The following is a 19,441-nucleotide window of genomic DNA, read 5'->3' as shown; positions in this document are numbered from 1 at the left end:
CCACGGCCACTTCAGCCGGAGCGCAAGTGGCTCATAACCGTGGAAAGCGATGTGATCCGTGTTCGTGACGGCGCTGATCAGATCAAATCTCTGCGAAAGGAAGATCTATCCGGGGTCGCTATCGAGACAAACGACAGCGGGCCATGGGGTGCGGATGTCTGGTGGCTCTTGTTCGGCCGTGACGATCGACTTGCCTGCGCCTTCCCGCAGGGTGCGACAGGGGAGGGCGCAATAGTGGATTATCTCTCCGCGCTACCGTCCTTCGATCATGGCGAGATGATCAAGGCCATGACTTGCACCGAAAACGCCACCTTTGCGGTTTGGCGCCGTCCGGCCTAATCGCTCTTCCCAGACCCGTCATCCCGGCGAAAGCCGCGACGACGGGTGAAGCGAGCGCTATGGGTTGAAGATAGAAAAATACAACCTACAGACATAAAACTACAATCAAGTTGAGCGAACCCGGCCGCCAGAGCCGGAGGCAGGAGTGGAGATGTTGGACGACAGTAACGCCAGGGCCCGCGCCCGGGCGGAGGCGACCATTGGGCTGGCCGATCTGTTCACGATCGGCATCGGCCCGTCGAGCTCGCACACCGTGGGCCCGATGCGCGCCGCCGCGGCCTTTGCCGAAGCGGCACTCGATCGTGGCACGCCGACCTCCGTCTCCTGCGAGCTGTTCGGCTCGCTTGCCCTTACCGGGCGCGGCCACGCAACCGACATCGCCACGATCCTCGGCCTCGCCGGCTATCAGCCCGAGAGCGTCGATCCCGATGCGGTGAACACCATCGTCGAGACGATCCGCGCCGAACAGCAGCTGGCGCTGGGCGGCCATGTCGTGGTGCCGTTCGTCGAGGGCCGTCATCTGATCTTCCGCGAGGACCGTTTCCTGCCCTCGCACCCCAATGGCATGCGCTTCGTCGCGCATTATGCCGAGGGCGAGCCCTGGGAAACCTTCTATTACTCGATCGGCGGCGGCGCGATCGTCGAGGGCGGCTGCGAGCCGCCCCAGACCAACGTCAAGCTGCCCTTCGCCTTCACGTCGGGCGCCGAACTGCTCGCGGTCGCCGAGGCACAGGGTGCCAGCATCGCCGATATCGTCCGCGCCAACGAAGCGGCCTGGCGCGACGATGCCGAGACCGACGCGTTTCTCGACAGCCTGCGCGGCGCCATGTCGGCCTGTATCGACCGCGGCATGCGCGGGGAGGGGGAACTGCCCGGCGGCCTCAAGGTCAAGCGCCGCGCCCGCGATCTCCACAACCGCCTGCTCGCGCGCGGCCCGCGCAGCGATCCCTCGCTGGTGTTCGACTGGGTGAGCCTCTGGGCGCTTGCGGTGAACGAGGAGAATGCCGCGGGCGGCCGCGTCGTTACCGCACCCACCAATGGCGCCGCGGGCGTGATCCCCGCGGTTCTCCGCTACTACGAGACCTTCTGCGCCAATCCCACCCCCGCCGGCTCGCGCACCTTCCTGCTCACCACCGCGGCGATCGGTTTCCTCTACAAGAAGCGCGCCTCGATCTCGGCCGCCGAGATGGGCTGCCAGGGCGAGGTCGGCGTCGCCTGCTCGATGGCCGCTGCCGGTCTTGCCGCCGCGCTCGGCGCCACCAACGCCCAGATCGAGAATGCCGCCGAGATCGGGATGGAGCATAATCTCGGCCTCACCTGCGATCCCATCGGCGGCCTAGTCCAGATCCCCTGTATCGAGCGCAACACCATGGGCGCGATCAAGGCGATCAATGCCGCCTATCTGGCGATGCACGGCGATGGCAGCCATGTCGTCAGCCTGGATGCGGTGATCGAGACCATGCGCCAGACCGGGGAGGACATGCGCTCCAAGTACAAGGAGACGGCCCAGGGTGGCCTCGCGGTGAACGTGGTGGCCTGCTGAGCCGTAACCGGCGCGCGACGCCGAGCATCGTCCCGCGCCGCAGACCGTCAGTGCCCTCGCCCGAGATCCCGGCTTGCGCCGGGATGACGGAAGAGGCCCTTGCCACCGGCGCACGCGCAGGGAATCGTGCCCCATGCGCATCGCCGTCTTCAACACCAAGCCCTATGACCGCCGCTTCCTTGCCGAGGCGAACGCTCCCTATGGGCACGACCTGCATTTCCTCGAGCCCCGGCTGGAGCCCGCCACCGCCGCGCTGGCGGCCGGCCACCAGGCGGCGTGCGTCTTCGTCAACGACACCGTCGATGCCGAAGTGCTGGAGACGCTGGCGGGGCAGGGGACGAAACTCGTCGCCCTGCGCTGCGCGGGCTTCAACAATGTCGATCTCGCCGCCGCGGCGCGGCTGGGTATCGCGGTGGTCCGCGTGCCGGCCTACTCGCCGCACGCGGTCGCCGAGTTCACCATCGGCATGATGCTGGCGGTCGACCGCAAGATTCCCCGCGCCTGGGCCCGGGTGCGCGAGAATAATTTCGCGCTGGACGGGCTGATCGGCCGCAACCTCCATGGCCGTACCGTCGGCGTGATCGGCACCGGCAAGATCGGCGCGCTGGTCGCCCGCAGCCTGCGCGCCGGCTTCGGCTGCGAGGTGCTGGCGAGCGACCTCTATCCCGATCCGGCGCTGGAGGCGATCGGCGTGCGCTACCTGCCGCGCGACCAGTTGCTGCGCGCGGCGGAGATCGTCACGCTCCATTGTCCGCTCACGCCCGACACCCGCCACCTGATCGATGCGGCGGCGATCGAAGCTGCCCGGCCGGGCCTGATGATCGTCAACACCAGCCGCGGCGCGCTGATCGACACGGCCGCGCTGATCGAAGGCCTGAAGCGCCGCAAGCTGGGCGCGGTGGCGCTCGACGTCTATGAACAGGAGGCCGACCTGTTCTTCGAGGACCTGTCGAACGAGATCGTCTCGGACGACATGTTCCAGCGGCTGCTCACCTTTCCCAACGTGCTGATCACCGGCCACCAGGCCTTCCTGACGGAGGAAGCGCTGGCCGCGATCGCCGAGACCACGCTGCGCAGCGCCGCCGACGCCGAGGCGGGCAGGCCGCTCGAAAACCGGGTTGATGCCGCGCGGATAGCGCCTTCGAAGTGAGAATGTCGGCTTTGGTCGCAGCGCCGTTCCCGAGGTGCCGGAACGCCGGATAGGCCCGCCCCGCTCGTGTCGGGAGGGTTTTTTCATGCGCATGTTGGGAATGGCGGCCGCCTTGGCCATGGTCGCGGCGATGCCCGTCCGGGCCGACGGGATCGACGATTATGTGCGTCGCCAGATGGAAGTGGGGCATATTCCCGGCGTCGCGGTCGCGGTGGTGCGCAAGGGCAAGGTCGAGACGGTGCGCAGCTATGGGCTCGCCAATCTCGAATGGGAGGCGCCGGTCACGCCCGAGACGCGCTTCCAGACCGCGTCGGCAACCAAGATCTTCACCGGCATCGCGTTGATGCGGCTGGTCGAGGCCGGCAAGCTGCGTCTCGACGATACGCTGGACCGTTTCTTCCCCGATGCGCCCGCCGCCTGGCGCGGGATCACGATCCTCCAGCTCGCCAGCCACAGCTCCGGCCTGTCCGACCAGCTGGGCGAGCATGCGGACACGGTGGCGGCAACCGTCGACGCCGCGCAGAAGGCGCCGCTCGCCTATGCGCCCGGCACCGAGACCCGCTACGGCTTCACCGATTTCGTCGTGCTGCGCGCGGTGATGGAGAAAGCGGCGGGCAAGGGCATCGCCGCGATCTTCCGCGACGAGATCTGCGCGCCGCTTGGCCTGAGCGACACCGGCTTCAACGACGAGCGCCAATGGGGGCCGTTCCGCTCGGCGCTGCCCCTGGCGCGGCGCGCGACCGTCCATGCCTGGAAGGATGGCGAGCAGCGGATCAGCGGCTTCCTCTATGGCGAGACCGGCTATGCGGCGGGCGGGCTGTTCAGCTCGGCGCGCGATCTCGCGGCGCTGTTCGCCGCGCTTGACCGGGGCGAGCTGCTCAAGCCCGAGAGCCGGGCCCTGCTGCAGACGCCGCCGCTGCTCAAGACCGGCAAGCCGGCGGGTTTCGGCGTGGGCTGGACAGCCGGCACCTGGCACGGCGTCAAGGTGGTGGGGCATAGCGGCGGGCCGGCGCTGGCCGACATCCTCCATGCCGAGGGCGAGGGGCTGACGGTGATCGTGCTCACCAACCAGCAGCGCTATTATCCGCTGCTGGCGCGCCGCGTCGCCGATTTCTATCTGCCCGCGCCGCCACCGCCCGCGACGCTGCCCGACGGCGCGCCTGCGTTCACCGCGCTGATGCGCGCGGCGCTGGCCGAGGCGGCGGCCGGCAAGCTCGATCGCGGCCGCTATGCCGCCAGTGCCATGCAGGGGCCGGTGCCCTTTCTCGAGGATTTCGGCCAGGCGCTGCTCGCCGCGCTGGGGCCCATCGAGCAGGTGCGCCTGATCGAAGATGTGCCGGGCAAGGACGAGCATGTCCGCCGCTATGCGATCACCTTCCAGAACCAGGCGATGATCTGGCGCTTCGCGGTCGATGCCGCGGGCAAGATCACCGATCTCCATCCTCCCACGGACGACTGATCATGGCGCGAAATCCGTACATGCCGATCCTTGCCGCCGCGGCGGTGCTGTTGCCGGGCCAGGCCGGCCTGGCCGCGGTGCAGGACGTTCCCGCGGCACCGCCGCCACCTGCCGCCGCCCAGCCGGCCGGGCCGGCGAAGGATCCGGCCTGCGCCGCGCTCCGCGCCGAGGTTTCCCAGATCGAGATCGACATGCAGCGCGAGGGCGTGGCGATGTCGAAACAGGCCAATGCGATGCAGAAAAAGGCGCAGGCACGCCAGAGCGCGATGCGGGCGACCGGCCTGCTCTCGATGATACCGGGAGGCGGCATGCTCGGGTCGCTGGTGTCGCGGGCGGCGGGTGCCGGGATGCGCGGCATGCCCAAGGACATGCAGGCATCGATGGACCGCCAGATCGCCCTGAGCGAGCGCATGGTCAATGCTTCCCAGGCGCTGCACGACACATGCGGCGAGGATGCCTATGGCGCGTCGCCGCCCATGTCGCCCGAGGAGATCAAGGCGATGCAGGCGGAGGCGGCCGCCGCCGCGCCGCGCTGATCGGGGGGCAGGGCGGCTCAGTCGCGCGGGCGTGGCGGCAATCGCCGGCGCTGGCGCGCTTCCGGCGGTGTCGGATCTTCGCCATGGCGATTGGGCCCCACGGTCCCGTCGCCCGCGAGCAGGGCCACGAGCCAGCCGAGCGAGGCGAGATAGAGCAGGTTGTTGACGAACAGCAGGGGCAGGAGCGACAGGTCCGGCCCGTCCTGCGTGGCGCCGAACAGCCGTGGCATCAGGATCAGGCCGATCCCCAGGAAGATCAGGGGCGGCAGCGCCCAGGCGCCGCTCTTCCCGCGATCGTGCAGCCGCCGCACCACCGCCGCAGCGACCAGCGCAACGAAGACGAGCAGCACGATCGCTAATCCCGGCAGGATGCCGCCCATGTCGGGCATCAGTTCGGGATGCGAGCCCTGGATCTGGATCGAATAGGAGCCGGGGCCCTGCCGGACGGTGGCCTGATCGGGATGCTCGGCCGCGAAGCGCTGCATCTTCGCCATCGCCCCGAGCATCGCCGGCATCACGGCCAGGGCGGAGGCGGCCATCGCCAGCACGAACAGCGTGAGGGCATAGGGCCAGAAGGTCTCGCGCGTGTCGCGCCCCGAAAAGCGCGCCAGTCGCGCAAGATTATGCGTGATCGGCTTGAACATCGTGCTCCTCCCCTTTTGCCGGCCAGCGTAGCGCGGCGGGTTCCTGCTTGCCAGCGGGAGCGACAAGGCGGATCGTGCGTTGGGCGCGCACGGAGGCGGCATGACGATAGACCTGGGCGATTATGAAGCGGGCAAGGATTTCGACGGCGACTATGACAAGGCGCTTGCCAAGATCCAGAAGCGGCTGAGCCACATCCACTATGCGCACATCGTCCACCGGCGTCGCGCGATCATCGCATTCGAGGGCTGGGACGCGGCGGGGAAGGGCGGCATCATCCAGCGCCTTACCGCCGAATGGGATCCGCGCTATTACGAAGTGTGGCCGATCGCCGCGCCCACCCAGGAGGAGCTGGCCCATCACTTCCTCTGGCGCTTCTGGCGGCGGCTGCCCGCCCAGCACAATATCGCGATCTTCGACCGCAGCTGGTATGGCCGCGTCCTGGTCGAGCGGGTCGAGGGTTTCGCCAATCGGGCCGAATGGGAGCGCGGCTATGACGAGATCAACGATTTCGAGGCGCAGCAGGTCACCGCGGGCACCACGCTGGTCAAGGTCTTCGTCCATGTGACGCAGAAGACGCAGGACAAGCGCCTCAAGGACCGGCTGGAACACCCCTGGAAGCGCTGGAAGACCGGGCTCGACGATTATCGCAACCGCGCCAAGCGGCCCCAATATCTGGAGGCGATGCACGAGATGTTCGCGCGCACGAACACCGAGCATGCGCGCTGGATCGTGATCGACGGCAACGACAAGAAGGCCGGCCGCATCGCCGCGCTCACCGCCATTGCAGACGTGCTGGAAGCGCATGTGCCGATGGAGCCGCCCAGGCTCGATCCCGAAGTGGAGAAGGTCGCGCGGAAGGCATTGGGGCTCTGACGGCGGTTCCGGTTGCGGAATAGTCCCTTTTCGTCGCGCGCGCATGGCCAGGCCCGCGATGGTGTGTTATGCAAATAACTCACGCAGTTTTCGGGGGACTCATCCATGCGTATCTTCGCCATTGCGGGCCTGATGCTGCTCGCCGTTCCAGCGGCGGCCGCGCCCGGCGACTTGCCCGCGTCCGCCGCCGCCCATGCCGTGGATGCGCTGATTGCGTCGATGAACGGCTATATCGATCCGCAGACCGGCGCCCGAATGCAGGCGGTGCTGCGCAAGGAGCGCAAGCGCCTGCTGGCGATCCGCGATCGCGAGACGCTGGTGAAGGAAGTCAACCAGTTGCTCGCCGACTCGCACGACCAGCATCTGAAGATCCGCATCGATACGATCGATCCCGGGCGGGCGGCGCAGAGCCCGGAGGACGAGGCGCTGCTGGAACGGCACCTGGCGCACGGCCTGATGGCGGTTCGCCGGCTGCCGGGCAATATCGGCTATCTCAAGCTGCGCTACTTCGCTGCCGATGCCGATGGCGCCCGCATGGTCGATCAGGCAATGGACATGCTGAAGGACAGCGGCGCGCTGATCATCGACCTGCGCGAGAATACCGGCGGCGGCGGCGCGACCGATACGCGCCTTCTCGGCCATCTCTCGGCCACCGGGATCCCGATGGCCAGGATTCACTGGCGCAAGCCCGATGGCAGCTTCGACGTCGAGCAGCGGGTGGCGGATAGGCCCGCGGGCGGCCCGCTCTATGCCGATCGTCCCGTCTTCGTCCTCATGGCGAGGCGCACTTTCTCGGCGGCCGAGGGTGTCGCCTATGATCTCCAGGCCGCGCACCGGGCGGTGCTGGTCGGCGAGGCGAGCCGCGGCGGCGGCAATCCCGCCAATCGCAATGTCGAGCTCGGTTCCGGCATGAGTGCCTTCGTGCCCAATGGCCGCGTCGAGCATCCGACGACTCACGGCAGTTGGGAAGGGAAGGGCGTGCAGCCCGATATCGCCACCGATCCGAAGCTCGCGCTGGTCGAGGCCTATCGCCGTGCGCTGGCGGTGGCGAAGCCGCTGGTCGCGACACCCAAGTCCGAGAAGGAGCGCGCCGACGCGATCGCCGACCCTGAAGCCATGCTGCGCGCCGACTCGGGCCCTTAGGTCGTCAGGCCGGCGCGAACGCCCCGTCTTCGCCCATCACGTGCAGCACGCCATCGGCAATCGCGAAATACGCACCGTGGAGCTTGAGCCTGCCCGCCGCCACCCGCTCGGCGACGAACGGGAAGGTCAGCAGGTTGACCAGCGACACCCGCACCGTCTCCAGCTCCAGCGCGCACACCGCCTCGGGTCCGGTGCCGTGCTCCGCGACGATCCGCTCGCGCGCCGGGTCGAGCATGTCGACCCAATGGGCGATGAAGCCGCCCTGGCCGTTCGGCGCGCCCTTGAAACGCTGCGACAGCGCCGCCGCCACACCGCCGCACGCGCCATGCCCCAGCACCAGTATCTCGGGCACTTCGAGCTGGTTCACCGCGAACTCCAGCGCGGCGGAGACGCCGTGGCGGCTGGCATCGTCCTCGAAAGGCGGCACCAGGTTGGCGACGTTGCGCACCACGAAGATCTCGCCTGGCACGGTATCGAAGATCTGGGCGGGATCGACTCGGCTGTCCGAACAGGCGATCACCATCACCCGCGGGCTCTGCCCCTCGCTCAGGCCCGACCATCTGTCGCGATGGCGGCGATATTCGCTGGTCCGGAAACGCTGATAGCCGTCGAGCAGGTCGGTGAAATCGGTCATGGCCGACGCCCTAACGCCCGCGCATGCGGCTGCCAAGATTTGTATCGAACTGTTGCTCGGGCCTTCGATTGACGAAAGTGCAACCGGGGCTGGAATCGCCGGCCCGGCCGCTCTATCTGGCCAGCATGAACGATCTTTCCGCAGCACCGCGCCCCGAGCGCCAGCGCAAGCCCGATTGGATTCGCGTCAAGGCGCCCACCTCGGAAGGCTTCGCTAAGACGCGTGCGCTGATGCGCTCGAAGAACCTCGTCACCGTGTGCGAGGAAGCGGCCTGCCCGAACATCGGCGAGTGCTGGACCAAGAAACATGCCACGGTGATGATCCTGGGCGATGTCTGCACCCGCGCCTGCCGCTTCTGCAACGTCAAGACCGGCATGCCGCGCAAGGTCGATCCGCTGGAGCCGCAGCATGTGGCCGAGGCCGCCGCGCAGATGGGCCTGGAGCATATCGTCATCACCTCGGTCGACCGGGACGACCTGCCGGACGGCGGCGCGTCGCAGTTCGTCAAGGTGATCGAGGAAATCCGCAAGACCAACCCGACCACGACGATCGAGATCCTCACGCCCGATTTCCGCAACAAGCACGAGGCTGCGGTCGAGGCGATCGTCGCCGCCCGGCCGGACGTCTACAACCATAATCTCGAGACGGTGCCGAGGCTTTACCCGAACATCCGCCCGGGCGCGCGCTACTACGCCTCGCTGCGCCTGCTGGAGACGGTGAAGCGGCTCGATCCGACGATCTTTACCAAGTCGGGCATCATGCTCGGCCTGGGCGAGCAGCGCCTCGAAGTCCATCAGGTGATGGACGACATGCGCTCGGCCGACATCGATTTCCTGACCATGGGCCAGTATCTCCAGCCGACGCCGCGCCATGCCAAGGTCGAGGAGTTCGTCACGCCCCAGGCCTTCCAGGCCTATGGCGCGATCGGCCGGGCCAAGGGCTTCCTCCAGGTCGCCTCGTCGCCGCTCACCCGCTCCAGCTATCATGCCGGCGAGGACTTCGCCGAAATGAAGGCCGCGCGCGAGGCGAAGCTGGCGAAGGCTGTAAAATGAGCGTTATCCCGGCGAGAGCCGGGATGACGAACTGAGTGCGATGCCCAAGCATTCCGAAACCCGCCCGCTGCCCTACAGCCCCGAGCAGATGTTCGACCTGGTGGCGGACGTCGCGCGCTATCCGGAGTTCCTGCCCTGGGTCAGTGCGATCCGGGTGCGCTCGAACAGCGATAGCCAGATGGTCGCGGACATGATCGTCGGTTTCAAGGGCCTGCGCGAGACCTTCACTTCGAAGGTGGAGAAGCAGCGCCCCGCCGGGCTGCACATCGAATATGTCGATGGGCCGCTCAAGCACCTCCACAACGACTGGGGTTTCCGGCCGGACGGGCAGGGCGGCTGCCTGGTCGATTTCTCGGTCGATTTCGCCTTCAAGAACCGAGTGTTCGAGATGCTTGCCGGCCAGATGTTCGACCGGGCGCTCCGCAAGATGATCAATGCGTTCGAGGAGCGCGCCGCACGGCTCTACGGCGATTCGACGTCGGCTTCGTCCGCCTCGGGCGCGGAGGCTCCGGGCATCAGCAGATCGAGCGCGCACAGCGCCGCCTGAAGCCGCACGCCGGCGCGGCCGTTATTCTCGAAATGGCGGGCGTCCGCCACGATGTGATCGGGATCGCCGCCGCGCACGGCCTGGGCGAACACCACGGTGCCGACCGGCTTCTTCTCGCTGCCGCCATCGGGGCCGGCGATGCCGGTGATCGCCACGGCGACATCGGCATGGGTGCGCTCCAGCGCGCCCCGCGCCATGCTCCAGGCGACGGCGATCGATACCGAGCCGAACGTCTCCAGCACGTCGCTGCCCACCTTGAGCACATCGTGCTTGGCTTCGTTCGAATAGGTAACGAAGCCGGCGTCGAAGACGTCGGACGAGCCGGGGATCTCGGTGAGCGCGGCCGAGACGAGGCCGCCGGTGCAGCTCTCGGCAACGGCGACGCGGCGGCCGGCGGCGCGATTGGCATCGAGCGCCTTGCGCGCGGCGGCGACCAGCTCCGGCGGGAGAATCGTGTCCATAGGCGCGGGCCTTTGCCACCCTATTGTTGCCGACGCGAGTCAGTTCGTTCCCGGAAGGGGCCGGACAGCTTCTCCCTCTTCCCGTTCGGGGAGAGGGCCGGGGAGAAGGGCAGTGTGCAGCAGCAAGCCTTACCCGATCGTCATCCCGACGAAAGCCGGGATCCCAGGCGATGGCGCACCGAAAATTGTTGGTTCACGCGGAGACGCGGAGCACGAAGAAGGTGGTTCGCGCAGAGGCGCAGAGCGCGCAGAGGTGTATCGCGCCGCGCCAGCGATGCCTTCGATTGCGACGCTTCCAAAACCCCTGCCGGGAGCCAGCCGCGAGCAAAGCCTCTCTGCGTTCTCTGCGCCTCTGCGCGAACAAGTATCTCCGCGCCTTTGCGCCTTCGCGTGAAAATCAGAAATGCCCAGGACGAGCGGTTGCGCCGCCCCTGGGGGCGAGAGGGCTTCAGGCAGCCGGCACCCGCACCGTGGCGATCGCCTGGGCGGCCATGCCTTCGCCGCGACCGGTGAAGCCCAGCCGCTCGGTGGTCGTGGCCTTCACGCTCACCGCCGATACCGGCAGCGCCAATATCCCCGCGATGCTCGCCCGGATCGCCTCCCGGTGCGGCCCGATCTTGGGCGCCTCGCAGATGATGGTCAGGTCGATGAAGTCGACCACGCCGCCCTCCGCCGCCACCAGCGCGGCGGCATGTTCCAGGAACCGTGCCGATGCCGCACCGCGCCATCGCGGGTCGCTGGGCGGGAAGTGCATGCCGATATCGCCTGCGCCGATCGTGCCGAGCAGCGCGTCGGTGATCGCGTGCAGCGCGACATCGGCGTCGCTGTGTCCCGAGAGCCCGCGCGCATGCGGCACCCGCACCCCGCCCAGCCAGAGTTCCTCGCCCTCGGCGAAGCGATGCACGTCATAGCCGGTTGCGGTGCGTACCCGCATCGCCGCGCCGTGCCGCGCCTCGGCAGCGGCGAAATCGGCGGAGTGGGTGATCTTTTCGAGCATCGTGCTGCCTTCCACCACTGCAACGTCCATTCCCAGTGCGCGCAGCATCTGCGCATCGTCGGTCGCTTCCTCGTCCGCGGGCCAGGCTGCATGGGCCTGCGCTATGGCGGCATAGCGGAAGGCCTGCGGCGTCTGCACGCGCACCAGCCCGTCGCGCGGAACCGACACGCCGGACGCGGTAACGAGCGTGTCCGTCACCGGCAGCCCCGGTATGGCGCCGTCATGCGTCTCCAGCGCCGCCAGCAGCCGGTCGATCACCGCATGGGGCAGGAAGGGGCGGGCCGCGTCGTGGATCAGCACGCGATCCGCGTCGCCCAGCGCCGCCAGCCCATTGGCCACGCTCTCGCGCCGCGTCGCGCCGCCGATGGCGAAGGGCACGTCGCCCAGCGCCGCGCGCAGGGCGTCCTCCTGGCCCTGGCCGATCACCACATGCACGCCGTCCATTGCCGGATGTGACGTCAAGGCGTCGAAACCATGTTTGAGCATCGGCTTGCCGGCGAGCGGGGCGAACTGCTTGGGCATTGTCCCGCCGGCACGCGTGCCTTGCCCGGCGGCGACGATGATGGCGATGGTCCTCATGGCGCGGGCCTAGAGCAAGCGCCTCCAGCCGTCACCCCCACCCAAAATCGTCATTCCGGCAAAGGCCGGGATCTCGGGAGAAGGCGCGGGGAAGGAGCCGCCCGAGATCCCGGCTTTCGCCAGGATGACGGGGACCTGCCCATATATGCCGGTGCATATGCGGCCGACGGAAGCATCGACTTGCCAATCGCCGCTTGTACCTGTAGGCGCCTCTGCCTATTTTTCAGGCAATAGCATGAGCGAACTCGCCCCCATCCAGATCGGCCCGGTAACGGTCGAAGCGCCGGTGCTGCTCGCGCCGATGACCGGCGTGACCGACCTGCCGTTCCGCCGTGCGGTGCGCCGCTACGGCTCGGGGCTGAACGTCACCGAGATGATCGCCAGCGCCGCCGCCATCCGCGATACCCGCCAGTCGATCCAGAAGGCCGCCTGGGATCCGATCGAGGAGCCGGTGTCGATGCAGCTCGTCGGCTGCTCGCCGCCCGAAATGGCCGAGGCCGCCAAGCTCAACGAGGATCGTGGCGCCGCGATCATCGACATCAACATGGGCTGCCCGGTCCGCAAGGTCACCAATGGCGATGCCGGCTCGGCGCTGATGCGCGACCTGAAGCACGCCGCCGCGATCGTCGATGCCTGTGTCAAGGCCGTGAAGGTGCCGGTCACGCTCAAGATGCGGATGGGCTGGTGCCATGACAGCCTCAACGCGCCCGAACTGGCCCGCATCGCCGAGGACCTGGGCGTGAAGATGGTCACGGTCCATGGCCGTACCCGCAACCAGATGTACCGCGGCTCGGCCGACTGGAGCTTCGTCCGCACCGTCAAGGATGCAGTGCGCATCCCGGTGATCGTCAACGGCGATATCTGCTCGGTCGAGGATGCGCGCGAGGCGCTGCGCCAGTCGGGCGCGGACGGGCTGATGATCGGGCGCGGCGCCTATGGCAAGCCGTGGATCCTCAGGCAGGTGATGGACGCGCTGACCGGCAAGGGCGAGCGCGCCGATCCGAGCATCGATGAACAATATCGAGTGATCATAGAGCATTATGTCGAGAGCCTCGAACATTATGGTGAGATGACCGGCGTCAACATGATGCGCAAGCATCTGGGCTGGTACACCAAGGGCCTCGCCGGATCGGCGGAGTTCCGTAACAAGGTCAACCAGATAGCCGACGCCAGGACGGTGCTGGCGATGCTCGACGAATTCTACGCGCCGTGGCGTTCCCGCGCGGCGGCCTGAGGCGGCGTCCGGCACCGGCCCTCGGGCCGAACTTCGCCGAGACGTTCGCCGCCCTGCCGGTCGCCGTCCTCGTCATCGATCCCGACGGACGGATCGCCCATGCCAATGCGGCCTGCGAGGCGATGCTCAACCATGCCGAGACGACGATGATCGGCCAGCCCTATGACGCGGTGCTGAGCCCGCCCGACGGCTATGTCGAGCGCCGCGACGGCCATGGCTTCGCCGCCTTCGACACCGAGATCGAGGCGATCCGCGGACCGCGCATCCGAGTGGATTTCGTCGAAAGCCATGTCGCCGACCATCCCGGCTGGCGGATCGTCACCCTCCACCACGCCCCCCAGTCGCGCCGGGTGGCCCAGGGGGTGGACCGCACCGCCGGCGCCCGCGCTGCGGTGGGAGCGGCGGCGATGCTGGCGCACGAGATCAAGAACCCGCTATCGGGCATTCGCGGCGCCGCCCAGCTGCTTGCCAGCTCGGGCGAGGACCGCGAGCTCACCGGGCTGATCACCACCGAGGTCGACCGCATCGCCGCGCTGATCGACCGGATGCAGGACTTCACCGACACGCGGCCGCTCAAGCTCGAGCCGACCAACGTCTATCCGCTGCTCGACCATGCCCGCCGCGTCGCGCTGGCCGGGTTCGCGCGCGGCATGGTGATCGAGGAGCGCTTCGATCCCTCGCTGCCGCCGGTGCTGATCGATCCCCATGCCTTTCAGCAGGTGATGATGAACCTGCTCAAGAACGCCGCCGAGGCGCTCGCCGGGCTCGCCCAGCCGCGGATCGTCCTCGCCACCGCCTATCGCCACGGGGTTTCGGTGAGCACCGGCAGCGGCCGCCCCCGCCTGCCGCTTCCGATCGAGATCCTCGTCATGGACAATGGCCCCGGCGCGCCGGAGGACATTGCCGAGCATCTGTTCGAGCCCTTCGTCTCGGGCAAGCCGGAGGGGAAGGGGCTTGGCCTGCCGCTGGTGGAGAAGCTGGTCCGCGACATGGGCGGCATCGTCCAATATGCCCGGGAGCGCCCCCCCGAAATGACTGTCTTCCGCATCCTGCTGCCAAGGGCCCGGGCATGACCGGCGCGGTTCTGGTCGTCGACGACGACAGCGCGATCCGCACCGTGGTCGCCGCGGCGCTGCGCCGCGAGGGCCATGAAGTCACGACCGCGGCGAGCCTGGCGGAGCTGCGCCGCGCGATCGCGGCCGCCTTGCCCGACGTGCTCGTCACCGACGTCGTGCTGCCCGATGGCAACGGCCTGGACGAAGTGGCGAGGCTCACCGCCGAGCATCCCGCGCTGCCCGTGATCGTCTTCTCCGCCCGCAACACCCTGGCGACGGCGGTCCGCGCCACCGAGGTCGGCGCGTTCGACTATCTGCCCAAGCCGTTCGACCTGGACGTGCTCGGCCAGGCGGTGCGCAGCGCCATCGCCCGCGGCCGTCGCACCCCCGCCGAGCTGCCCGAGGCGGAGATGGATGGTGGCCCGTCGTTGATCGGCCGTTCGCCGGCGATGCAGGAAGTGTACCGGGTCATCGCCCGGGTCGTCGCCAACGATCTCACCGTGCTCATCTCGGGCGAATCGGGCACCGGCAAGGAGCTCGTCGCCAAGGCGATCCACGACATGGGCCCACGCCGCCGCGCGCCGTTCGTCGCGCTCAACATGGCCGCTATCCCGCGCGAACTGATCGAGGCCGAGCTGTTCGGCCATGAGCGCGGCGCCTTCACCGGCGCCCAGGCCCGCGTCGCCGGCAAGTTCGAGCAGGCGGCGGGGGGCACGCTGTTCCTCGACGAGATCGGCGACATGCCGATGGACGCGCAGACACGCCTGCTCCGCGTGCTCCAGCAGGGCGAGTTCACCACCGTGGGCGGCGCCCGCGCGATCAAGGCGGACGTGCGCATCGTCGCGGCGACCAACAAGGACCTGGCCGCGCTGGTCCAGGCCGGGCAGTTCCGGGAAGACCTGTTCTACCGTCTCAACGTCGTCCCCGTCGCGCTGCCCTCGCTCCGGGAGCGCCGTGACGACGTGCCGCTGCTCGCCCGCCATTTCCTCGATCGCGCCGCCGAGGACGGCCTGCCGCGCAAGAGCCTGGCCGCCGATGCGGTGCGGGTGCTCGAAGGCTATGACTGGCCGGGCAATGTCCGCCAGCTCGAGAATCTGATGCGCCGGATCGCGGCGCTCAGCCGCGACGAAGTGATCGACGGCGAGGCGCTGCGCCGCGCGCTGGGCGAGGCGGGCGCCATGCCGGCCCAGGCGACTCGCGACGAAGGGATCGAGGCGGCGGTTCGCGCCCGGCTGGAGCGCATCGCGATCGAGGAGCCCCGCACGCTCGACGACGGCACGCTCTACGACCGGATCATCGGCGAGGTGGAGCGCCCGCTGATCGAGGCGATGCTGGCCCGGCATGGCGGCAACCAGCTGCGCGCCGCCCGCGCCCTGGGGATAAATCGCAACACCTTGCGCAAGCGCCTTGATACGCTGGGCATCGATCTTGGCCCCAATCGCCCGGATGGTGCCGAATAGCGACAGGCTGAGCAATATTATGTGTTCTTTTTGCCACAATCTCGCTCTAGCTTGGCCGGGATGGATGCCCTCACCGCCGAGCCCCTGATCCAGGCAACGCCGCAGACGCGGCGGCTGGCGCCTATCCGGTTGCTGGAGATGGTGGTGGTGGCGCTGGCCATTGCCACGCCGGTGGCCACTTTCCTGTTCGTCCGCAATTTCGCGCACCAGGTGTTCAACCCCGGCGTGGCGGCGTCGCTGCTGCTGGCGAACCTGCTCCCCTATGTCGCGCTGATCGTGCTGATCGGCCGGCGGATCGCCATCCACCGCGCCGCCAAGTCGGCGCTGGCCGGCGGCGGGCGGCTGCATGTGCGGCTCGTCGCGGTGTTCACCCTGATGGCAAGCATCCCGATCGTGCTCACCGTGATCGCGGCCTCGGTGATGTTCCAGTCCGGCGTGCAGCTCTGGGGCTCGGAGCGCGCGCGGGGCGCGTTCGATGCGACGACCGACCTCGCCAAGGAGGGCCGGGGCCTCGTGGCCCAGCGCTGGGCGACCGAGGCGCGGACCATGGTCGACGACCTGACCGAGCTCTTCCCGAAGATTCCGGCCAACTCCTCGTCCTTCCAGCGCAAGCTGCTGGAACAGCTCTATTACCGCTCCTTCGACCAAGCAGTGGTGTTCCGCGTCGTCGACGGCAAGCAGGTCGAGGCGATGTACACCTGGGAAGCGCCCCCGGCGAAGATCTTCGCCGCGCGGGTTTCCGGCCAGGTGCTGAACCTGCTGCGCGACGAGCAGAGCTACACGAATTTCGACGCCGAGAAGCAATGGGTGGTGACGCCGCTCGATCGGTCGCGGAACATCTTCCTCTACGTCGCCAACAGCGTGAACGTGGGCTTCATGAACCGCCAGAATTCGGGTGCCGACCGGATCGTTGCCGAGTTCAACGCGCTCCAGGCGCGCTCCCGCTCGCTCCAGCTCCAGTTCAACGCCGTCCTGTTCGGCGTGGCGCTGCTGATCGTCAGCATCGCCACCTGGATCGCGCTCGCCGTCGCCGATCGCCTGGTCAAGCCGGTCGAGCAGCTCGTCATCGCCGCGCGGCGCGTTGCCGGGGGCGACCTTACCGCGCGCGTCGACATTCCGCAGACCGGCGACGAGATCAGCACGCTGGGCAACGCGTTCAACGGCATGACCGAGCGGCTGGAGCACCAGACCGGCGAACTGCGGACCGCCAATGCCCAGCTCGAGAGCCGCCGCAAGCTGATCGAGGCGGTGATGTCGGGCGTGTCGGCCGGCGTCGTCTCGATCGACGCCCAGCGCAACGTGCGTCTCATCAACGAATCCGCCATCGAGCTGCTCCATCCGGGCGAGCAGGAGCTGGTCGGCCATCCGCTCCGGGATCTCGCGCCCGAGCTCGACACCCTGCTCGACAGCGGCGATCGCGAGGCGGTGATCCAGCTCGGCACCGGCGGCGATGCGCGCACGCTCGCGGTGAAGGTCACCAGTGACGAGGCGGGCCGGGTACTCACCTTCGACGACATCACCCAGCAATTGAACGACCAGCGCCGCGCCGCCTGGTCCGACGTCGCCCGCCGCATCGCGCACGAGATCAAGAACCCGCTCACGCCGATCCAGCTCGCCGCCGAGCGCCTGAAGCGCCGCTACGGCAAGAAGATCGAGCCGGAGGACGGCACTTTCGCCCAGCTGACCGACACGATCGTCCGCCAGGTGGGGGACCTGCGCCGCATGGTCGACGAATTCTCCTCGTTCGCGCGCATGCCCAAGCCGGTGTTCCGTCAGGAATCGCTGCTCGACATCGCGCGCCAGGCGATGTTCCTTCACGAAGTCGCGCATCCCACGATCCGCTTCGAGATGGATGCGCCCGATCCCGCGCCGGGTCTGATCTGCGATCGCCGCCAGATCGGCCAGGCCTTCACCAACATCGTCAAGAACGCGGTCGAGGCGATCGAGGCGCGCGGGGAGGGGGAAGCGTTGCCCCGCGGCGAGATCGTCATGGCGATCAGCCCGGAGGCGGAGGGCAGGATCACGCTCACCCTGGCCGACAACGGCATCGGCCTGCCGGTCGAGCGCGACCGGATCGTCGAGCCCTATATGACGACGCGCAGCCGCGGCACCGGCCTCGGCCTCGCGATCGTGAAGAAGATCGTCGAGGAGCATTTCGGCACCATCGCCTTTTCCGACCGTCCGGGCGGGGGCACGCTGGTGACGATCTGCTTCGACACCGATCAGCTCGCCGAGATGGCGAGCAGTTCCGAGGGCGAGGGCGGCGAGGAGCCGCGCCCCGCCGTGCTTACGCGTAGTGGAAGTGCCAAATCATGAGCCTCGATATCCTGGTCGTCGACGATGAGCGCGACATCCGTGAACTGGTGGCCGGCGTCCTGGAGGACGAAGGCTATTCGACGCGCGGCGCAGCGGACAGCGACGCGGCGCTGGAGGCGATCGCGGAGCGCCGCCCCAGCCTGGTGCTGCTCGACGTCTGGCTGCACGGCTCGCGGCTCGACGGGCTCGAGATCCTCGATGAGATCAAGCGCCGCGATCCCTCGATCCCGGTGCTGGTGATTTCCGGCCATGGCAATCTCGATACGGCAGTCGCCGCGATCCGCCGCGGCGCCTCGGACTTCATCGAGAAGCCGTTCGAGGCCGAGCGCCTGCTGTTCCTGGTCGAGCGCGCGACCGAGACGGAGCGGCTCAAGCGCGAGGTCGCCTCGCTGCGCGCCTCGATCGGCCGCGAGGAGGACCTGACCGGCCAGTCCGGCGCGATCAACACCGTGCGCGCCACCCTGAAGCGCGTCGCCTCCACCGGCAGCCGCGTGCTGATCACCGGCAGCGCCGGCACGGGCAAGGAAGTCGCCGCCCGCCTGCTCCATGGCTGGAGCCAGCGCGCCTCCGCCCCCTTTGTCATCGTCAGCGCCGCGCGCATGCAGCCCGAGCGCGTGGAAGAGGAGCTGTTCGGCGTGGAAGAGGGCGGGGACCTGGTCCGCACCGGCCTGCTCGAACAGGCGCATGGCGGCACGCTGTTCCTGGACGAGATCGCCGACATGCCGGTGGCCACCCAGGCCCGGATCCTGCGCGTGCTGACCGACCAGAGCTTCACCCGCGTCGGCGGCACCCGTGTGGTCAAGGTCGATGTCCGCGTCGTCTCGGCCACGGCGCGCGACCTGATGACCGAGATCGGCGAGGGGCGTTTCCGCGAGGATCTCTATTACCGCCTCAACGTGGTGCCGGTGTCGATCCCGCCGCTCACCGAGCGGCGCGAGGACATTCCCGTCCTGGTCGAGCATTTCGTCGCGCATTATGCCAATGAGCGCCGCGTGCCGACGCCGGAGATCGCGCCCGACGCGATGGTGGCGCTGCAGAGCTATGAATGGCCCGGCAATGTCCGCCAGCTGCGCAACGTGGTGGAGCGCACGGTGATCCTGGCCCCGGGCGACCGGATCGGCCGGATCGACCTCGACCTGCTGCCTCCCGAAGTGCTGGGCCGCCCGGCCGACAATGGCGGCGGAATGGGCACCAGCGCGATCATGGGCGCGCCGCTCAAGGAGGCGCGCGAGAGCTTCGAGCGCGAATATCTCCGCGTCCAGATCCGTCGCTTCTCGGGCAACATCTCGCGCACCGCCAGCTTCATCGGCATGGAGCGCTCGGCGCTGCACCGCAAGCTGAAGCTGCTGGGGATCACCGACAGCCGGGAGGAATAGCGGCCGGGAGCTGGGCGCTCGAACGCGCCTCATTCGTCACCG

18 protein-coding genes are annotated in these 19,441 nt (G+C 68.4%); 14 read left to right on the top strand and 4 right to left on the bottom strand.

Going from position 1 to position 19,441, the window contains the following annotated elements; translation table 11 throughout:
* Positions 1-51: 51 nt before the first annotated feature.
* From ACIQCS_RS04585 to ACIQCS_RS04565, 5 genes are all read left to right on the top strand, one after another.
* A complete protein-coding gene (locus tag ACIQCS_RS04585) occupies positions 52-339 on the top strand; it encodes a hypothetical protein (RefSeq protein WP_401530172.1) in 288 nt (95 codons plus the stop codon).
* A 151-nt stretch (positions 340-490) separates the two neighbouring features.
* Positions 491-1,882, top strand: coding sequence for an L-serine ammonia-lyase (locus tag ACIQCS_RS04580; protein ID WP_345846726.1), 1,392 nt, complete (start codon positions 491-493; stop codon positions 1,880-1,882).
* Positions 1,883-2,015: 133 nt separating this feature from the next.
* Positions 2,016-3,032 carry a 2-hydroxyacid dehydrogenase gene (locus tag ACIQCS_RS04575; protein WP_345846724.1) on the top strand — a complete coding sequence of 339 codons (1,017 nt, stop codon included), beginning with the start codon at positions 2,016-2,018 and terminating at the stop codon, positions 3,030-3,032.
* 85 nt (positions 3,033-3,117) lie between these two features.
* A complete protein-coding gene (locus tag ACIQCS_RS04570) occupies positions 3,118-4,491 on the top strand; it encodes a serine hydrolase domain-containing protein (protein ID WP_345846722.1) in 1,374 nt (457 codons plus the stop codon).
* Positions 4,492-4,493: 2 nt separating this feature from the next.
* Positions 4,494-5,027 (top strand): hypothetical protein, encoded by a 534-nt coding sequence (locus ACIQCS_RS04565; protein WP_345846720.1) that lies wholly within the window; start codon positions 4,494-4,496, stop codon positions 5,025-5,027.
* A gap of 17 nt (positions 5,028-5,044) precedes the next feature.
* Here ACIQCS_RS04565 and ACIQCS_RS04560 read toward each other — a convergent pair whose 3' ends face one another.
* Positions 5,045-5,671, bottom strand: a complete 627-nt coding sequence (locus ACIQCS_RS04560) for a DUF805 domain-containing protein (RefSeq protein ID WP_345846718.1) — start codon at positions 5,669-5,671, stop codon at positions 5,045-5,047.
* A 100-nt stretch (positions 5,672-5,771) separates the two neighbouring features.
* On the opposite strand from ACIQCS_RS04560, the gene ACIQCS_RS04555 reads away from it, so the two are divergent.
* Positions 5,772-6,545 (top strand): polyphosphate kinase, encoded by a 774-nt coding sequence (locus ACIQCS_RS04555; RefSeq protein WP_345846717.1) that lies wholly within the window; start codon positions 5,772-5,774, stop codon positions 6,543-6,545.
* A gap of 105 nt (positions 6,546-6,650) precedes the next feature.
* Positions 6,651-7,688 (top strand): S41 family peptidase, encoded by a 1,038-nt coding sequence (locus ACIQCS_RS04550; protein WP_345846715.1) that lies wholly within the window; start codon positions 6,651-6,653, stop codon positions 7,686-7,688.
* A gap of 4 nt (positions 7,689-7,692) precedes the next feature.
* Here the strand turns inward: ACIQCS_RS04550 and ACIQCS_RS04545 are convergent, their stop codons facing one another.
* Positions 7,693-8,322: a carbonic anhydrase gene (locus tag ACIQCS_RS04545; RefSeq protein WP_345846714.1), complete on the bottom strand. Its 630-nt coding sequence runs from the start codon at positions 8,320-8,322 to the stop codon at positions 7,693-7,695.
* 125 nt (positions 8,323-8,447) lie between these two features.
* On the opposite strand from ACIQCS_RS04545, the gene lipA reads away from it, so the two are divergent.
* Positions 8,448-9,374 (top strand): lipoyl synthase, encoded by a 927-nt coding sequence (gene lipA, locus ACIQCS_RS04540; RefSeq protein ID WP_345846711.1) that lies wholly within the window; start codon positions 8,448-8,450, stop codon positions 9,372-9,374.
* A gap of 40 nt (positions 9,375-9,414) precedes the next feature.
* The gene (locus ACIQCS_RS04535; protein ID WP_345846708.1) at positions 9,415-9,921 is read left to right on the top strand and encodes a type II toxin-antitoxin system RatA family toxin; all 507 of its coding nucleotides are present in this window, start codon (positions 9,415-9,417) and stop codon (positions 9,919-9,921) included.
* On the opposite strand, the gene ACIQCS_RS04530 is transcribed toward ACIQCS_RS04535, so the two are convergent.
* Entirely contained in the window at positions 9,837-10,382 is a 546-nt protein-coding gene (locus ACIQCS_RS04530; RefSeq protein ID WP_345846706.1) for a CinA family protein, read from the bottom strand. The two genes, ACIQCS_RS04535 and ACIQCS_RS04530, sit on opposite strands and share 85 nt — an antisense overlap.
* A gap of 448 nt (positions 10,383-10,830) precedes the next feature.
* Complete coding sequence (locus ACIQCS_RS04525; RefSeq protein ID WP_345846704.1) at positions 10,831-11,958, bottom strand: bifunctional 2-C-methyl-D-erythritol 4-phosphate cytidylyltransferase/2-C-methyl-D-erythritol 2,4-cyclodiphosphate synthase; 1,128 nt, start codon at positions 11,956-11,958, stop codon at positions 10,831-10,833.
* A 235-nt stretch (positions 11,959-12,193) separates the two neighbouring features.
* On the opposite strand from ACIQCS_RS04525, the gene dusB reads away from it, so the two are divergent.
* Genes dusB through ACIQCS_RS04500 form a run of 5 tightly spaced genes read left to right on the top strand, consistent with a single transcriptional unit; the run spans position 12,194 to position 19,399 of the window.
* Entirely contained in the window at positions 12,194-13,192 is a 999-nt protein-coding gene (gene dusB, locus ACIQCS_RS04520) for a tRNA dihydrouridine synthase DusB (protein WP_345846702.1), read from the top strand.
* Positions 13,168-14,265 (top strand): ATP-binding protein, encoded by a 1,098-nt coding sequence (locus tag ACIQCS_RS04515; protein ID WP_345846701.1) that lies wholly within the window; start codon positions 13,168-13,170, stop codon positions 14,263-14,265. The genes dusB and ACIQCS_RS04515 overlap by 25 nt, the downstream gene beginning before the upstream one ends.
* A complete protein-coding gene (gene ntrC, locus ACIQCS_RS04510) occupies positions 14,262-15,707 on the top strand; it encodes a nitrogen regulation protein NR(I) (protein ID WP_345846699.1) in 1,446 nt (481 codons plus the stop codon). Before ACIQCS_RS04515 ends, ntrC begins: the two co-directional genes overlap by 4 nt.
* Before the next feature lie 60 nt (positions 15,708-15,767).
* Positions 15,768-18,023, top strand: coding sequence for an ATP-binding protein (locus tag ACIQCS_RS04505; RefSeq protein ID WP_345846698.1), 2,256 nt, complete (start codon positions 15,768-15,770; stop codon positions 18,021-18,023).
* Positions 18,020-19,399 (top strand): sigma-54 dependent transcriptional regulator, encoded by a 1,380-nt coding sequence (locus ACIQCS_RS04500; RefSeq protein ID WP_294051136.1) that lies wholly within the window; start codon positions 18,020-18,022, stop codon positions 19,397-19,399. The genes ACIQCS_RS04505 and ACIQCS_RS04500 overlap by 4 nt, the downstream gene beginning before the upstream one ends.
* Positions 19,400-19,441 lie beyond the last annotated feature (42 nt).

The sequence above is a fragment of the Sphingomonas sp. NPDC092440 genome (assembly GCF_044754985.1).
Taxonomy (GTDB): Bacteria; Pseudomonadota; Alphaproteobacteria; order Sphingomonadales; family Sphingomonadaceae; genus Sphingomonas.
Note: the sequence above shows the minus strand (reverse complement) of the source record. Positions and strands in the feature narration are given on the sequence as shown.

Excerpts from the sequence above, each read along its gene's own strand:
- ntrC (WP_345846699.1), top strand. The coding sequence starts at position 14,262 with ATGACCGGCGCGGTTCTGGTCGTCGACGACGACAGCGCGATCCGCACC.
- ACIQCS_RS04545 (WP_345846714.1), bottom strand. The coding sequence starts at position 8,322 with ATGACCGATTTCACCGACCTGCTCGACGGCTATCAGCGTTTCCGGACC.
- lipA (WP_345846711.1), top strand. The coding sequence starts at position 8,448 with ATGAACGATCTTTCCGCAGCACCGCGCCCCGAGCGCCAGCGCAAGCCC.
- dusB (WP_345846702.1), top strand. The coding sequence starts at position 12,194 with ATGAGCGAACTCGCCCCCATCCAGATCGGCCCGGTAACGGTCGAAGCG.
- ACIQCS_RS04555 (WP_345846717.1), top strand. The coding sequence starts at position 5,772 with ATGACGATAGACCTGGGCGATTATGAAGCGGGCAAGGATTTCGACGGC.
- ACIQCS_RS04560 (WP_345846718.1), bottom strand. The coding sequence starts at position 5,671 with ATGTTCAAGCCGATCACGCATAATCTTGCGCGACTGGCGCGCTTTTCG.
- ACIQCS_RS04580 (WP_345846726.1), top strand. The coding sequence starts at position 491 with ATGTTGGACGACAGTAACGCCAGGGCCCGCGCCCGGGCGGAGGCGACC.
- ACIQCS_RS04570 (WP_345846722.1), top strand. The coding sequence starts at position 3,118 with ATGCGCATGTTGGGAATGGCGGCCGCCTTGGCCATGGTCGCGGCGATG.
- ACIQCS_RS04535 (WP_345846708.1), top strand. The coding sequence starts at position 9,415 with ATGCCCAAGCATTCCGAAACCCGCCCGCTGCCCTACAGCCCCGAGCAG.
- ACIQCS_RS04550 (WP_345846715.1), top strand. The coding sequence starts at position 6,651 with ATGCGTATCTTCGCCATTGCGGGCCTGATGCTGCTCGCCGTTCCAGCG.
- ACIQCS_RS04565 (WP_345846720.1), top strand. The coding sequence starts at position 4,494 with ATGGCGCGAAATCCGTACATGCCGATCCTTGCCGCCGCGGCGGTGCTG.
- ACIQCS_RS04530 (WP_345846706.1), bottom strand. The coding sequence starts at position 10,382 with ATGGACACGATTCTCCCGCCGGAGCTGGTCGCCGCCGCGCGCAAGGCG.
- ACIQCS_RS04525 (WP_345846704.1), bottom strand. The coding sequence starts at position 11,958 with ATGAGGACCATCGCCATCATCGTCGCCGCCGGGCAAGGCACGCGTGCC.
- ACIQCS_RS04505 (WP_345846698.1), top strand. The coding sequence starts at position 15,768 with ATGGATGCCCTCACCGCCGAGCCCCTGATCCAGGCAACGCCGCAGACG.
- ACIQCS_RS04500 (WP_294051136.1), top strand. The coding sequence starts at position 18,020 with ATGAGCCTCGATATCCTGGTCGTCGACGATGAGCGCGACATCCGTGAA.
- ACIQCS_RS04575 (WP_345846724.1), top strand. The coding sequence starts at position 2,016 with ATGCGCATCGCCGTCTTCAACACCAAGCCCTATGACCGCCGCTTCCTT.